Genomic DNA, 14628 nt, shown 5'->3' on the forward strand with positions numbered 1-14628 from the left:
GGTTCTCCCCTCCCCCACCCCGCCGCCGCCCCCCCCCCCGCCCGCTCCCGCGGAGGAGACCCGCCATGCGCCGATGCGACGTCGACCGCCTGGACCCGACCCGAAGCTGGTGGGTCCCCGCCGTCGTGTCGCCGCGGCGCAACTGGCCCGGCGCCCCGGGCTGCCGGCGCGGCGCCCGCTTCCTGGTCGACTGCGCGACGCTGAGCGCGAGCCGCGAGCGCTTCGACCCGTTCGACAGCCGCCTCACCTGCCTGCAGTGGATCATGCGCCACCGCGCCGAGCTCGAACGCCAGCTCCCCGGCGCCCCGGTCCGCCCGGTCCGGCTCGACCGCTGGCTGCTGGGACTGGAGTGAAATCGCCGCGAAGTGGTACTTCGCGCGGGGTTTAGCGGGCCTTGTCCGGCCCGAAACCACCCCAAAGCTGCACTTCACCGGGGAAACGCCCTTCGAAAAACGGCGGATTCGCGTCGAACTTCACTTCATGCACGTGTTGCGCGACCAAAAGTGCGAACTTCGCCCACCCGGCGCGAGGAGAGAAAAGCGGCGGAACGGCTGGTGATCCAACGATGCGAAAGAGCGGTTCGCGCCGAGGGTCGCAGGCGAATTCCTACATTGCAAGGGGGAGTGAGGCCGATCGGGGGCGTCCGCTTACGACCAATCCCGGACATTCCCCAAGGACCTCCCTTCGTGTAGCCTCTCCCCATGTGCCTTAGCGTCTATCTGGGAACTTCGCGCCCGCTCTCGTCGCCGTCGCCAGACGCCGGTCGGCTCGGAGTGGAAGCCGCAGCGTGGACCCCGCCGCCCTTACAAGGCCGCCAATTCATCTATTACCTTGGCAGGAAGGGTGACGGGGCGGGACCACTCGAGTGCTCGTGCTTGTTGGCCGAGCACGTCAAGTGGACCGAGAACGGCCCGCTTGTGGAACAGGACGACGCATACTCGCCGGAGGCATGCGCGTTCGCCGCGCTACGACAGCTTTGTGACCAAGCCACGCGAGACGCCGGAATTGCCACCATCGTTTGCGACGACAGTGGCGGCTTGCAGCAGGTTTGCTCGAAAGATGATTACTGCGAGGGCCTCATCCGACTGGACTCCATAGCTCGCGGAAACCTGCTGTTCGCTGGTGCGAGCGGAGATACCCCTTGGCGTGTTCTGCATGTGGTGCGGTAGCAAATGTCCGCTTTCCCGCCATTGCGGACGATCTCGGAGGGGTTCATCTTCGCTCGATGAGAGATGTCCTTCTCTCCGCTGCGTTGCTGATGCCGGCGGGATGCCTTGATATCTTCGGGACGGACAGCCGGGAGGAGGTCGCCTGGGCCGACGCCCCCGATGGGCTGACGCATGCAATCCTGCTGGAAACCAATGGCGGCGCGACGACCTCCTACGGCTATGAGATCGAGCTGCATCCCGCTCCGCACCAGGGCGAGCAGCCGGTTCCGGCCGGCCGCCTTTACGGCGCCGTTCGAAACGGCTGTGCTTCCGGCGTGACTCTTCGCTGGTTGTCGCCGACTGAACTGGTCCTGGATTTCAGCGAAGCGCGCGACGTTGATGTCCCTGCGCAGGTCATGGTTGGCGGCAGAGCGATAGCGGTCATCCCGCGATCCGGTGTCTCCGATCCCGGCGCGCCCTGCGGGAGTATGGGCGCCCACCGAAGCTGATTGCCTCTACCCTGGCGGTCATGCGGCATGGGGCTTCGCTGCCGCTGACGGGAACTAGTCGCTACCACCGCCGCCGCCGCACCTCCACCTTCAGCCATTGCGGTTCTCGCGGCCGTTAGCCACTATTCGAGGATGGCCATCACCAGCGGGGCAATGAGGGGATTGGTGGGCTCGCTGCTGGCTGTCGGCGGCGCCTTCCTGCCTTTTTACGCCATCACCACGTCGGTGCAGAACAGCTTCTGGGCAGAAGGCTATGACATTGCCCATTGGGCCGCCAGGTTCGCCATGATCGCGCCTGCCTTGGTCTTGGTCGTGAGCTTGGCGCAATATCTTGCCAGGCGGGGCTGGCTCAGCGTGTCCCGGACGCCCTATCTCCAGTTGGGCGCTGCGGCCTTGCTCCTGGGAGCATCTCTTGGATCGATGTCGGTTTGGTGGAATGCTGTCGAATATTTGAACGGCCGGTACGATCCTCATGCGGCGACGGTCTCCTTACCGATCGTCGGCATCGAGGAAAGAGGGAGGCCCGGCAGGCCGCCCGGCTACTTCCTCCTCGTTGAGGACAGCCAAGCGCCAGCTCGGCGAGCATCCTATTTCTGGGGACCGCACTATCCAACGAGCTGGAATCGCCCCGGCGCCTGCTTGGTCGGGAGCTCTGGGCCCGGGGCGCTCGGTCTAACATGGATCGGCAGTCGCCGAATTGAACAATGTCCCCGTAACTATTGAAGACCCGTCTGGACTTCGCAGTTCCACCGGCCGGAGGTCGAGCCCTCAGCCGAGGCCAGAACCTAGCCTGAGCCAAGTCCGTCATTGCGAGCGGAGCGCGGCAATCCATGGGCGTGGAGGCCCCTGGATTGCTTCGACGCTTTGCTCCTCGCAATGACAATCCGGCACCCCTCCACCACCGCCTTCGGCGGCGGTCCCCCTCCCCTTCAGGGAGGAGTCGGGCTCCCACAAAAAAGCCCCCGCCGTTGCCGGCGGGGGCCCTTTTTCGCGCCCTGTGCCCGCTTAGAAGCGGACGCGGCCGGTGATGCCGAAGGTGCGGGGTTCGGCGAGGAAGGCGGAGAAGATCTGCCGCCCGCCCGGGAATTGCGGATCGGTGAAGGGCGCCGTGCTCGCACCCGCCTGGAAGGGCGAGTTGAACGCGACCTGCGTGTAATTCTGGTTGAACAGATTCTGCCCCCACAGCTCCAGCGACCAGCGCTCTTCCGGGCCGCGGATGCCGATGCGGCCGTTCACCAGCGCATAGCTGTCCTGTTCCTTCTGCGGGAACAGGTCCGAGCCGGTGTTGTAATCGCTGGTGACGCGGGCATCGATGTAGAAGAGGCCCGACAGACCCGTATTGCCGATCGGCGGCGTGTAGGCGAAGGAGCCGGTGACGACCATCTCCGGCGCGTTCGACATATTGTTGCCGGGCAGCAGGCGCAGCGCCGGCGAGAGCGGAGCCCCGCTGCTGTTGCCGACCAGATTGTCGCGATATTTGGTGTCGGCGAAGGTCGCGCCGAGCGTCATCATCACTTCGCGCGACGGCCGCACCGAAGCTTCCAGTTCGATGCCCTGCGACACGACGCCGTGCGTGACCCGGTCCGGAGAGCAGCGGCCCGTGGCGGCCGCATTGGGATTGAAGTTGCCGGCCGTCGGGAAGGTGCTTTGATCGCGGTCGCCACCGCCCAGATTGTCGCGGCAGGCGTTGATGGTCTGCACCAGGAACACCGTGCCGTCGAACGTATTGAGCTGGAAATTGCGGAACTGCTGGCGGAAGGCGATGGCGTTGAAGGTCACCGCGCCTTGCGTCAGCTTCATGCCGATTTCGTAGGCGGTGTTGATTTCCGGGTCGAACTGCAGATTGCCGACCAGCGCCTGCGCGCCGCCGGGGGTGGAGGCGAAGGGCAGGATCGGCGATTTGAGCGCCGAGCGGTCGAGGTTGAAGCCGCCCGCTTTGTAGCCGCGCGAATAGCTGGCGTAGAGCAGGAGATCGCGGTTCGGCTTCCACGAGACGACGCCTGTGCCGGTGAATTCCGATTCGCTGCGGCGGTCGTTGATGGAGACGCCGTTCAGCTCCGCGGTGGAATTGCCCTGGCAGGTGAGGCCGATAAGGCCGCCCGCGAGCGCCGCGAGCCCCGGATTGGCGAGCAGCGGAAGCAGCGCCTGCTGCTGCGCGACGCAGGCCGTGTTGTCGTTGCCGAAGGTGGCGTTGAACCGCTTGCGCTCCCGCGTGTAGCGCAGGCCGCCCGTCAGGCTCAGCGTATCGGTGAGGTGGAAGATGTTGTGGGTGAAGACCGCGAAGTTGCGGCTGTTCTGCTCGTAAAGGTCGATCGTGGTGCCGCGATCGTTGACGCTGTTGAGGCGATCGAGACCGGCCACGATCGCCGGACCGGCCGGACCGAAGGGCGAGGGCACCGCCGGCGCGAGCGCGTTGCTGAGCACCGCGCGGCCGGTCGGCGTGATGCAGCCCGGCGAGGTCGGATCGTAGAAGCCGGCGAGGCCCGAACCGGAGATCAGGCGGCAGGTGGCGAAGCGGCCGTAATTGGCGCCGAACCGCAGATTGTCGCGGGTGGTGAGATCCTCGTTCGAAAAATAGGCGCCGACCAGCCAGTCCAGCCGGTCCGCGAACACGCTGCCCTGGAGGCGCAGCTCCTGGCTGAACGTCTGGAAGCGGCGGCCGGAATTGCCGTCGGCGGCGCGGTAGAGGATGTCGACCGGGCTGTAATCGGTGTCGGAGCCCTGCCAGCTGTCATAATCGCGATAGGCGGTGATCGAGGTCAGCGCGGCGCCGCCCAGATCCCAGTTCGCCTCCAGCGAGATGCCCTTGTCGGTGGTCTTGCCGTCATAGGAGCGGCCGGGCGTCACATAGATGTTGCGGCTGAACGGATTGGTGAAGGCGACCGCGGGCGTGCCGAGATCGCGCAGCACGTTGATGATGTTGTTGCCGTTCGGATTGGGCGCGCCGCCCACGAGCAGCGGGTTGGCCGGTTCATTCAAATTGCCGATCAGCGGGTTGAACTGCCGGTCGAGATAGACGGCGCCGCAGCAGCGCTCGTTGCGCCAGGTATAGTCGCCGATCAGGCGCAGCGAGAGCGCGTCGTTCGGCTCGTAGAGCAGCTGGCCGCGCACGAACAGGCGGTTGCGGTTGTTGACGTCGATGTCGTTGTTGACGTCGTTGTAGAAGCCGTCGCGGCGAACGTAGACGCCGTCGAGGCGGAAGCCGAGGCCGGTCTCGCCGATCGGCCCGGTGACGCCGGCATCGGCGCGGACATGATCGTAATTGCCGTAGGTGAGCGCGCCGAAGCCTTCGAACTGGTTGAGGTTCGGGCGCTTGGAGATGATGTGGATGAGGCCGGCCGAGGCGTTGCGGCCGAACAGGGTGCCCTGCGGGCCGCGCAGCACCTCGACCCGCTCGATCTCGCCGAGCTCGTTGAGGCCGATGCCGGAGCGCGAGCGGTAGACGCCGTCGATGAACACGGCGACCGAGCTTTCGAGGCCGGGATTGTCGCCGACCGTACCGATGCCGCGGATACGGGCCGAACCGTTCGCTTCGGTGCCGGTCGAGGAGACGAGCAGCGAGGGGGCGAGCTGGTTCAGCGCGCGGATGTCGCTGGCGCCGCTGTTCTGGAGGCTTTCGGCCGAGACGGCGGAGACGGCCAGCGGCACGTCCTGCAGGATCTGGCGGCGGCCCTGGGCGGTGACGATGATGTCGCCGGCCGCCGGTTCGCGAACCTCCCCGGCCTCGACCGGGCTGGCGACCGGAGTCGGCGACGAGGTGTCCTGCGCGAACGCAGGCGTCGAAAGCGCGAACGCGCCGACCGACATCAACCACACGGATTTGTTCATCTTAACCCCTCCATCCATTCTCGTTTGGATGAAGAGCTATCGGGTTTGCGACCGTCCTGCCAGCCGGAGAACCGCAGTTTTGCGTGAGATTCGGGCGATTATTGCATTTGCGCAACAGATAAGTTGCGGCTTGCAACGCAGTGCCGCGGCTGCCGCTACGGAAAGCGTGATTCGGACTTTCCGCCACCGCGGCGCCGCGCGCACGAAAACGGCCCCGGAAGCGCGCTCCCGGGGCCGTTTTCCGTGTCCGAGCGGCCGGCGGGCCTATTTCGGCGCCAGCACCATCAGCATCTGGCGGCCTTCCATGCGGGGATGCTGCTCGACCTTGGCGGTCTCCGCCACGTCGCCCTGCACCCGCTGGAGGAGGCGCATGCCGAGTTCGCCATGGGCGAGTTCGCGACCGCGGAAGCGGAGCGTCACCTTCACCTTGTCGCCCTCGTCGATGAAGGCGTGGATCTTCTTCATCTTCACGTCATAGTCGTGATCGTCGATGTTCGGACGCATCTTGATCTCCTTGATCTCCTGCGTCTTCTGGGTCTTGCGGGCGAGGTTGGCCTTTTTCTGGGCCTCGTACTTGTATTTGCCCACGTCCAGGAACTTGCACACCGGCGGATCGGCGTTGGGCGAGACCTCCACCAGATCGAGGCCGACATCGGCGGCCTGCTCGATCGCTTCGGCGGTGAGCATGACCCCGAGATTGTCGCCATTTTCATCGATCACGCGCACCTTGGGCACGGAGATGAATTCGTTGTAGCGGGGGCCGTTCAGCGGCGGCGCCATCGGGCGCCGGTTCATGGGGGGACGTATCGCGGTTTCTCCTGTGGACCTGTACCAGCCGATTACCTAGTGAATCTACGCGTCAATTGAAAGAGCGGCGGAGGCCTCCGCCGCGCTTTCGATCCGGCTGTGGCCGATCAGCCGCGTAGATCGGGGGGCAGCGCCTCCGCGCGCAGCCGCGCGACGACCGCGTCGAGGCCCAGCACCTCCTGCCGCGCGTCCTGGCCGAGCGGGCGCAGCGCCACGGTGCCCTCCTCCGCCTCGCGCTTGCCGACGACGAGGAGATAGGGGACCTTGGCGAGGCTGTGCTCGCGCACCTTGTAGTTGATCTTCTCATTGCGGGTGTCGGTCTCGACCCGGATCCCGGCCGCGCGCAGCTTTTCCGCCACTTCGCGGGCATAATCGTCGGCGTCGGACACGATCGTCGCGACCGCCGCCTGGACCGGCGCCAGCCACATCGGAAAGCGCCCGGCATGATGCTCGATCAGGATGCCGATGAAGCGCTCGAACGTGCCGAGGATGGCGCGGTGGAGCATGACCGGCCGGTGGCGCTCGCCGTCCTCGCCGACATAAGAGGCGTCGAGCCGCTCGGGCAGGACGGTGTCGGCCTGGATGGTGCCGACCTGCCAGGTGCGGCCGATCGCGTCCTTCAGGTGGAATTCCAGCTTGGGCGCGTAGAAGGCGCCTTCGCCGGGCAGTTCCTCCCAGCCATATTCGGCCGTCGCCCGCCCCGCCGCCTGGACGGCGTCGCGGAGGATCTGCTCGGCCTTGTCCCACATCGCGTCGTCGCCGAACCGGTTTTCGGGCCTGAGCGCGAGCTTGATCGCATAGTCCGAGAAGCCGAGATCGCGGTAGATGCCGTCGAGCAGGTCGCAGAAGGCGACGATCTCGCCCACCAGCTGGTCCTCGCGGCAGAAGATGTGCGCGTCGTCCTGGGTGAACTGGCGCACCCGCATGATGCCGTGCAGCGCGCCGTGCGGCTCGTTCCTGTGGCAGCAGCCGAACTCGGCCATCCGGATCGGCAGGTCGCGGTAGGACTTGATGCCCTGACGGAAGATGAGGACGTGGGCGGGGCAGTTCATCGGCTTCAGCGCCATCAGGTCGGCGTCGCCCGACAGGACCGGCGCGTCGTCGTCGGTGCCCGGAATCTCGTCCGGCACGATGAACATGTTCTCGCGATATTTGCCCCAGTGGCCGGACTGCTCCCACTGGCGCGCGTCCATCAGCTGCGGCGTCTTCACTTCCTCATAGCCGGCCGCGTCGAGCTTGCGGCGCATATAGGCTTCGAGCTGGCGCCAGACGAGGAAGCCCTTGGCGTGCCAGAAGACCGAGCCCTGCGCCTCGCTCTGGAGGTGGAACAGGTCCATCTCCTGGCCGATCTTGCGGTGGTCGCGCTTGGCCGCCTCCTCAAGCCGGACGAGATGCTCCTGGAGCTGCTTCTTGTTCAGCCAGCCGGTGCCGTAGATTCGGCTCAGCATCGGATTCTTCTGGTCGCCGCGCCAATAGGCGCCCGAGACGCGGGTGAGCTTGAAGGCCTGCGGGTCGAGCTTGCCGGTCGAGGCGAGATGGGGCCCGCGGCACATGTCGAGCCAGTCGCCGGCGCGGTAGACGGTGAGCTCCTCGCCTTCCGGCAGCTCGGCCGCCCATTCCGCCTTGAAGCTTTCGCCCTGCTCGCGGAAATAAGCGATGAGATCGTCGCGCGACCAGACCTCGCGCACCAAAGGCGCGTCGCGGGCGATCACGCGGCGCATCTCCTCCTCGATCGCCGGCAGGTCCTCGTCGGTGAACGGGCCGCGGCCGGGCGCGGGCGCGAAATCGTAATAGAAGCCGTCCTCGGTCGCCGGGCCGAAGGTGATCTGGGTGCCGGGGAACAGATTCTGCACCGCCTCGGCCAGCACATGGGCGTAATCGTGGCGGACGAGCTCCAACGCGTCCTTCTCGTCCCGCGCGGTCACGAGCGCGAGCTCGGCGTCGCCCTCGAACGGGCGAGCGAGGTCGCGCAGCTCCCCGTTGACGCGCGCGGCCAGCGCGGCCTTGGCGAGGCCGGGGCCGATCGCCGCCGCGACGTCGGCCGGGGTCGCCCCCGCCTGCATCTCGCGCACGGAGCCGTCGGGAAGCGAAATCTTGATCATCTCGGACATGGAACCGCACATAGCGCGGCGGCGGTGCGGGACAAGGGGCTTGGGTTGGAGCGCCCGTCCATCCTCCCTGTCGACGCAGGCGATGGGGAGGGGGGCCATGCGCAGGCTGGTGGAGGGGCGCGAGCGACGCGAGCCTGAGAACGCTGTTTGCCCCTCCACCGGGCTTCGCCCGGTCCCCCTCCCCATGGAGCTTCGCTCCACAGGGAGGATTGGGGCGGGGGCGTTGTGGATGCTGCTCGCACGGCTTAGGGTCCGCGCGCCCAACGAGAGAGAGGACCACGATTTGCGCACGTTCATCATCGCCGCCCTGCTCGCCACCAGCGCGCCCGCCGTCGCGGCGCCGGCCGACGATTTTCGCCGGCTGATGGACGAACATTGGCAGTGGACGCTACGCAACAATCCGGTCTGGGCCTCGACGCTCGGCTATCCCGGCTTCGAGGGGCAGGTCGCGGACATCAGCCTCGCCGCGCGCGAGCGGCAGGTGGCGGAGGCGCGGGCGCTGCTCGCCCGGCTCGACGCCATTCCGGCGGCCGAGCTCAGCCCGGCCGACCGCACCAACCAGGCGATGCTGCGCCGCGCGCTCAGCGAGGGGATCGAGGCGAGCCGCTTCGGCCAGCGCAACATCCTGTTCACCAACCGCTCCGGCTGGCACCAGGAAGCGGCCGGCATGGCGAACTTCCTGCCGTTCCGAAACCGGGCGGACTATGAAAGCTATCTGCGGCGGCTGGAGCAATATCCGCGCACCAACCGGGAGGCGATGGCGATCACCCGCCAGGCGGTGAGCCAGGGCTACAACCTGCCGTGCGAGGCGATGGAGAATTTCGACCGGACCATCATCGGCGTGGTGGTGGACGATCCCGCCCGGTCGCGCTTCTACCAGCCCTTCACCCGCACCCGCCCGCTCGACATGAGCGAGGCGGAATGGACCGCGATGCAGCAGCGCGCCCGCACCCTGATCGAAGGGACGCTCTACCCGGAATATCGCGCGCATCACCAATTCTACCTCAGCGAGGTCGCGCCGCGCTGCGCCCGCGAGGTCGGCGTGTCGGCCCAGCCGCAGGGCGCCGAATTTTACGCCTTCCGCGTGCGCCAGATGACGACCACCGACATGACGCCCGACCAGATCCACCAGCTCGGCCTGTCCGAAGTGGCGCGCATCCGGGCGGAGATGGAGGAGGTGTCCCGCGCCGCCGGCTTCCCGAGCCGCGAGGCCTTCATCCAGGAGCTGCGCACCAACCCGGTCTATTATCCCCGGACCGGCGAAGAGCTGATGCGCGAGGTGGCGCGGGTCACCAAGGAGATCGATGGTCACATGCCGCGCCTGTTCGGCACGCTGCCGAGGCTCCCCTACACGATCCGCGAGATCCCGGCCGAGACGGCGGAGGGCACGACCACGGCCTATTACAACCGCGGCTCGCTGGAGACCGGCATTCCGGGCATCTATTACGTCAACACGTCGAAGCTCGACCAGCGGCCGCTGTGGGAAGTGCCGGCGCTCAGCGTCCACGAGGCGGTGCCCGGCCACCACCACCAGATCGCGCTGCAGCAGGAGCTCGACCTGCCGGACTTCCGCCGCTTCGGTACCTTCGTCACCGCCTTCAGCGAAGGCTGGGGCCTTTATACCGAGCGGCTGGGCATCGAGATGGGCCTCTACGACACGCCGGCGCGGGACATGGGCCGCCTGTCCTACGAGATGTGGCGGGCGACGCGGCTGGTGGTCGACACCGGGCTGCACGCCAAGGGCTGGAACCGCCAGCAGGCGGTCGACTACATGATGGACAATACGGCGCTGTCGCGCGCCAATATCGAGGCGGAGGTCAACCGCTACATCGCCAATCCGGGCCAGGCGGTCGCCTACAAGATCGGCGAGCTCAAGTTCCGCGAGCTGCGCGCCCGCGCCGAGCAGGAGCTGGGCGGCCGCTTCGACATCCGCCGCTTCCACGACACGGTGCTGGAGCAGGGCGCGGTGCCGCTCGACGTGCTGGAGCGGCACGTGCTGGAGTGGATCGCGCGGGAGAAAGCGGCGGCGTGAGCGCCGCGTCTTTCGAGAGCGGACGGCGTCAAGGATCCTCCCCTTCGAGGGGAGGTGGCAGCCCGAAGGGCTGACGGAGGGGTGTCGGCGGCGGAGGATGTCTTCGGACGCTGACACCCCTCCACCAGCCTTCGGCTGGTCCCCCTCCCCTTGCAGGGGAGGATTTTCAGCCCCGGCTTCAGGGAATGGGCTGGCCCTGCGGGTCGACGCGCTGGTCGTTGCGGGCCTGGCGCATCATTTCCTCCCAGCAGCCGGTGATACCGTTCGGCCCGGTGGTCGAGCAGCTCATCGGACCTTCGCGGCCGACATATTGCAGCTCCTGCACGTTGATCGCCCAGCTCTCGTTGACGCGACGCTGCGGGTTTTCGCGGAAATTCTCCGGGATGCGGAACCGCTCCTCCTCGGGCTTGCGGGCGCAGACGATGATCTCGTCCGGACCGCTGGCCGGGCAGGGATCGGTGCCGTAGACCTCGATCACCGTGGTGCGGGTCTGGGCGTCGATCACGGCGGTGGCGTTGGGCGCGCCGGCGACCGGCGGGCCGGGGATCGACTGGGCCGGGACGCCCGGCACCGGCAGCCGTTCCTGCGCGGCCGCGCCGGCGGCTCCGGCGGCCAGCATCGCGGCCAGGAAGATGGCGGGTCGCATGGCGTTTCTCCTCGTCCAGGTCGCTGGAAAAAGGGATGAAAGCGCCGCTTTGTTCCCCGCCGGTCAGCCGCCGGGGATCAGGATCAGCTCGGTCTGGCGGCCGTTCAGGAAGCGGAAGGCGCGGCCGTCGAACCAGCCATTCTCCTCGAACATGAAGCGGACCTTCTGGCCGCCCCATTCGGGCACGGCGCGCTCCGCGTTGAGTTCGATCGACCAGGCGGTGTTCGGCTCGACCGGATAGTCGCCCTTGACGGGCACGCCGCCCTGCGCGTCCCACAGGCCGATCGTCGCGCCCGCGCCATGGCCGTGATAGCCGAGCGGGTGGGTGTAGATCGTCGCCTCGATCCCCTCGCGCGCGGCGCGGGCGCGGATCGCGGCGAGCGTCGCGTTGCCGCTGCGCCCGGCGCGCATCTCGGAGGTGTGGATGTCGACCAGCCGGCTCATCGCGGCCATGCCCTCGCGCAGGCCGCGCGGCGCCTCGGTTTCGCCGGGCCGGAGCACATAGGCCATGCGCTGATTGTCGGTGGTGAGGCCGAGATAGGAGATGCCGAAATCGATGTGGATGAGGTCGCCGGGCTGGATCGGCTCGCCGCTGGCCAGGCCCATGGTCGCGATCGAGAAGGTGCCCTGCTGCGGCCGCTGGATGTTGACGCTGGGATGGAACCAGGTCGACAGGCCGAGCTTCGACACGCGCTCGCGGAACCACCAGCGCAGATCGTCGGCGGTGGTGACGCCGGGGGTGATCGCGGCCGGCGACAGGCCTTCGGCGATGATCGCGTGGGTGATGCGCAGCAGCTGCGGATAGACCGCCATCTCGGCCGGGGTGCGCGTCTCCAGCCAGCCGAGCGAGAGCCGTTCCGGGCTGACCAGCCGGGCGGCATGATCGGGGCCGAGCGCGCGGACCAGAGCGTCGCGCTGGCTGGCGCTGAGGCCGTCGGCGAGCGGGAATTCCTCCGACATGTTGACGGCGATCCGCCGCGGATCGCGCTCCCGCACGATCTGGGCGAGGCGCGCCCACTGGTCGGGCTGCGCGTCGGGATCCCAGGCGGAGGCGAAGGTGCCGGCGGGATAGCGGGTGACCGCGATCCGCTCGACGCCCTGCTCCGGCCCGCGGTCGTGGAAGACGAGGATGGTGCGGCGGCGCGCGTTCAGCCAGGTCGCCGGCAGCATCGTCCTGACGACCGGATCCTCGTTATATTCGCCGGCGATCAGGATCCACATGTCGACGCCGTCGCGCCGCATCAGCGCGGGCACCAGCGCGTCGAGCCGCTCGGCGAGCCAGCGGTCCTGCACCGCCGCCCGCTCGCGCAGCGGCAGGATGTCGGGCATCGGCGGGGCCGCCGCCGCCGCGGCCGGCGCGGCGAGCGCGAGCAGCAAGGCGGCGGCGAGCCGGCTCACGCCTCGTCCTCCGCCTGATCGGCTTCGGCGGGGGCGGCGCCGCCCTGTTCCTGCCCCGCGGGACCCACGTCCGGATACCAGACCTCGACCTCGCCGTTGAGCTTGATCGTGACCGGCTGGCCGTAGCGGTCGAGCGCCTTGCCGGCGGCGACGCGGATCCAGCCTTCGGAGACGCAATATTCCTCCACGTCGGTGCGCTCGCGGCCCTTGAAGCGGACGTTGATGCCGCGGCGCAGCGGCTCCACGTCGAAATGCGGGCTGCGCGGATTGTTGGACAGGCGGTCGGGGGGCGTATCGGACATTTCAGCTCCTGTTGGCGGCGATATAGGCGTCGACCAGCTCCTCGAGCACGTCGAGCGGAACGGCTCCGTTCTCCAGCACGACGGCGTGGAAGTCGCGGATGTCGAAGCGGGGGCCGAGCGCGGAGCGGGCGCGGTCGCGCAGCTCCTGGATCTTCAGCTGCCCGATCATATAGGCGGTCGCCTGGCCGGGATTAAGGATGTAGCGCTCCACCTCCTTGGTGGCGTCCCGCTCGGAGAGGAGGCCGTTGTCGCGGAAATACTGGATCGCCTGCTCGCGGCTCCAGCGCTTGGCGTGAAGGCCGGTGTCGGTGACCAGCCGGATCGCCCGCCACAGAGCGGTCGAATACATGCCGAACTCGCTCATCGGATCCTGGTAGAAGCCCATCTCCTTGCCGAGCGCCTCGGCATAGAGGCCCCAGCCTTCGCCATAGGCGGTGTAGCCGCCGAAGCGGCGGAACTTCGGAACGTCCGGAAGCTCCTGCGCCAGCGCGCTCTGGAAATGGTGGCCGGGGGCGCCCTCGTGATAGGAGATCGCTTCGGTCTGAGGCTTGAGCACCTGGTTCATGTCGGCGAGGTTGACGTAATAGATGCCGGGCCGCGAACCGTCCGCCGACGGGCGGTTGTAGAAGGCGACCGGCGCGGTGTCCTGCCGCCAGGCCTCGACCGCGCGGACCTCCAGCGGCGCCCGCGGCAGGCGGCGGAACCACTGCGGGGCGGCGGCCATCGCCTGGTCGACGAAGGCGCGGGCGTCGGCGAGATACTGCTCCCGCCCTTCGGCGGTGTTCGGATATTTGAAGTCCGGGCTTTCGATCACGTGGCGGAAGAATTGCTGGCGCGTGCCCTGGAAGCCGACCTGGTTCCTGATCCGCTCCATCTCGCCATGGATGCGCGCCACTTCGCGCAGGCCGATCTCGTGGATCTGCTCGGCCGAAAGGTCGGTCGTGGTGTTGACCCGCAGCCGCTCCGCATAGAAGTCGCCGCCGTCCGGCAGGCTCCAGGCGCCATCATTGCCGGTCGCGCGCGGCTCGATCGCGTCGAGCGCGGCGAACATCGTGTCGAAGCCGCGGCGGAACGGCCCGTCCAGCGCCGCCGTCGCGTCCGCGACCAGCCGCGCCTTGACGTCGTCGCCGACCTGCAGGCGGCCGACCTTGGTCCGGAAATCGGCGAGCAGGGTGGAATCGGCCCCTTGAGTGAAGGGCGCGCCCTGCAGAACCGCGCGCGCGTCGGCGCGGACCGGCGCGAAGATGAAGCGCGGCGGCACGATGCCCATCTCCGCCTGGCCGCGGACGTTGGCCGAAATCTCGCCCATCACCCGCTCCACCTCGCGCAGGCGGGAGACATAGGCCTCGGCGTCCTCGACGCTGTCGATCCGGTGCTGGTTGATCAGGAAGGCGGGAATCGCGCCCGCAGGGCTCGAATTGGTCGAGATCGGGAAGAAGTGACGCCGCCAGCGCCAGCCCTCGCGCGAGCGTTCCACCTGGTCCTCGAACAGCCGGTAGCTGAGCCGCGCCGCCGGGCCGAGGCGCGCCGGATCGAATTGGGCGCGCATGTCGGCGAGCTGGCTTTCGGCGAGCCGCAGCTGCCGCTCGGCCTGCGCCTCCGTATAGTCGTTGAGCCGGTCGTAATGGACCTTGAGCCCGAGCGCGGTCAGCGCCTGCGGGTTCGACGCCATCTGGGCGTCGAACGCCTGATCCAGGAAGGCGGTGAGCCGCCGGTCCTCCGCTGCCGTGTCGGCCGCGGCGGCGGGCGGCGCGGCGGCGGGCGCGACGGCCGCCGGCTGCGGCGTCGCGCAGGCGGCGGTGGCGAGGAGAAGGGCGATGAGGGGGAGCTGTTTCAACGGCGGGTCC

At 68.1% G+C, this 14628-nt stretch carries 11 protein-coding genes; 4 read left to right on the top strand and 7 right to left on the bottom strand.

What is annotated here, in order from left to right; all coding sequences use genetic code 11:
* Positions 1–65: 65 nt before the first annotated feature.
* The 3 genes from ACK4K7_RS00465 (at position 66) to ACK4K7_RS00475 (ending at position 2380) form a co-directional block, all read left to right on the top strand.
* Positions 66–353 (top strand): hypothetical protein, encoded by a 288-nt coding sequence (locus tag ACK4K7_RS00465; protein WP_431863151.1) that lies wholly within the window; start codon positions 66–68, stop codon positions 351–353.
* An 899-nt stretch (positions 354–1252) separates the two neighbouring features.
* Entirely contained in the window at positions 1253–1657 is a 405-nt protein-coding gene (locus ACK4K7_RS00470; RefSeq protein ID WP_431863152.1) for a hypothetical protein, read from the top strand.
* Positions 1658–1789: 132 nt separating this feature from the next.
* A complete protein-coding gene (locus ACK4K7_RS00475; protein ID WP_431863153.1) occupies positions 1790–2380 on the top strand; it encodes a hypothetical protein in 591 nt (196 codons plus the stop codon).
* Positions 2381–2662: 282 nt separating this feature from the next.
* Here ACK4K7_RS00475 and ACK4K7_RS00480 read toward each other — a convergent pair whose 3' ends face one another.
* The 3 genes from ACK4K7_RS00480 to thrS all read right to left on the bottom strand — a co-directional run bounded on the left by ACK4K7_RS00480 (position 2663) and on the right by thrS (position 8403).
* The gene (locus ACK4K7_RS00480) at positions 2663–5485 is read right to left on the bottom strand and encodes a TonB-dependent receptor (RefSeq protein WP_431863155.1); all 2823 of its coding nucleotides are present in this window, start codon (positions 5483–5485) and stop codon (positions 2663–2665) included.
* A 264-nt stretch (positions 5486–5749) separates the two neighbouring features.
* The gene (gene infC, locus ACK4K7_RS00485; RefSeq protein WP_431863156.1) at positions 5750–6280 is read right to left on the bottom strand and encodes a translation initiation factor IF-3; all 531 of its coding nucleotides are present in this window, start codon (positions 6278–6280) and stop codon (positions 5750–5752) included.
* 119 nt (positions 6281–6399) lie between these two features.
* Positions 6400–8403: a threonine--tRNA ligase gene (gene thrS / locus ACK4K7_RS00490; protein WP_431863157.1), complete on the bottom strand. Its 2004-nt coding sequence runs from the start codon at positions 8401–8403 to the stop codon at positions 6400–6402.
* 283 nt (positions 8404–8686) lie between these two features.
* Here thrS and ACK4K7_RS00495 point away from each other — a divergent pair, with 283 nt between their 5' ends.
* The gene (locus ACK4K7_RS00495) at positions 8687–10435 is read left to right on the top strand and encodes a DUF885 domain-containing protein (RefSeq protein ID WP_431863158.1); all 1749 of its coding nucleotides are present in this window, start codon (positions 8687–8689) and stop codon (positions 10433–10435) included.
* Positions 10436–10613: 178 nt separating this feature from the next.
* Here the strand turns inward: ACK4K7_RS00495 and ACK4K7_RS00500 are convergent, their stop codons facing one another.
* The 4 genes from ACK4K7_RS00500 to ACK4K7_RS00515 all read right to left on the bottom strand — a co-directional run bounded on the left by ACK4K7_RS00500 (position 10614) and on the right by ACK4K7_RS00515 (position 14618).
* Entirely contained in the window at positions 10614–11081 is a 468-nt protein-coding gene (locus tag ACK4K7_RS00500; RefSeq protein WP_431863159.1) for a hypothetical protein, read from the bottom strand.
* A 63-nt stretch (positions 11082–11144) separates the two neighbouring features.
* Positions 11145–12479 carry a M24 family metallopeptidase gene (locus ACK4K7_RS00505; protein ID WP_431863161.1) on the bottom strand — a complete coding sequence of 445 codons (1335 nt, stop codon included), beginning with the start codon at positions 12477–12479 and terminating at the stop codon, positions 11145–11147.
* The gene (locus tag ACK4K7_RS00510) at positions 12476–12781 is read right to left on the bottom strand and encodes a DUF3297 family protein (RefSeq protein WP_431863162.1); all 306 of its coding nucleotides are present in this window, start codon (positions 12779–12781) and stop codon (positions 12476–12478) included. The genes ACK4K7_RS00505 and ACK4K7_RS00510 overlap by 4 nt, the downstream gene beginning before the upstream one ends.
* Position 12782: 1 nt before the next feature.
* On the bottom strand, positions 12783–14618 hold the full coding sequence (locus ACK4K7_RS00515; protein WP_431863163.1) for a DUF885 domain-containing protein: 1836 nt from the start codon (positions 14616–14618) through the stop codon (positions 12783–12785).
* Positions 14619–14628: the final 10 nt, after the last annotated feature.

Origin of the sequence: Allosphingosinicella sp. (assembly GCF_046295735.1) — a bacterium.
In the GTDB taxonomy this organism is placed as follows: domain Bacteria; phylum Pseudomonadota; class Alphaproteobacteria; order Sphingomonadales; family Sphingomonadaceae; genus Allosphingosinicella.

What these genes read in the sequence shown, in the direction of transcription:
- ACK4K7_RS00465 (WP_431863151.1), top strand. Translation starts at nt 66, where the DNA reads ATGCGCCGATGCGACGTCGACCGCCTGGACCCGACCCGAAGCTGGTGG.
- ACK4K7_RS00475 (WP_431863153.1), top strand. Translation starts at nt 1,790, where the DNA reads ATGGCCATCACCAGCGGGGCAATGAGGGGATTGGTGGGCTCGCTGCTG.
- ACK4K7_RS00480 (WP_431863155.1), bottom strand. Translation starts at nt 5,485, where the DNA reads ATGAACAAATCCGTGTGGTTGATGTCGGTCGGCGCGTTCGCGCTTTCG.
- infC (WP_431863156.1), bottom strand. Translation starts at nt 6,280, where the DNA reads ATGAACCGGCGCCCGATGGCGCCGCCGCTGAACGGCCCCCGCTACAAC.
- thrS (WP_431863157.1), bottom strand. Translation starts at nt 8,403, where the DNA reads ATGTCCGAGATGATCAAGATTTCGCTTCCCGACGGCTCCGTGCGCGAG.
- ACK4K7_RS00500 (WP_431863159.1), bottom strand. Translation starts at nt 11,081, where the DNA reads ATGCGACCCGCCATCTTCCTGGCCGCGATGCTGGCCGCCGGAGCCGCC.
- ACK4K7_RS00510 (WP_431863162.1), bottom strand. Translation starts at nt 12,781, where the DNA reads ATGTCCGATACGCCCCCCGACCGCCTGTCCAACAATCCGCGCAGCCCG.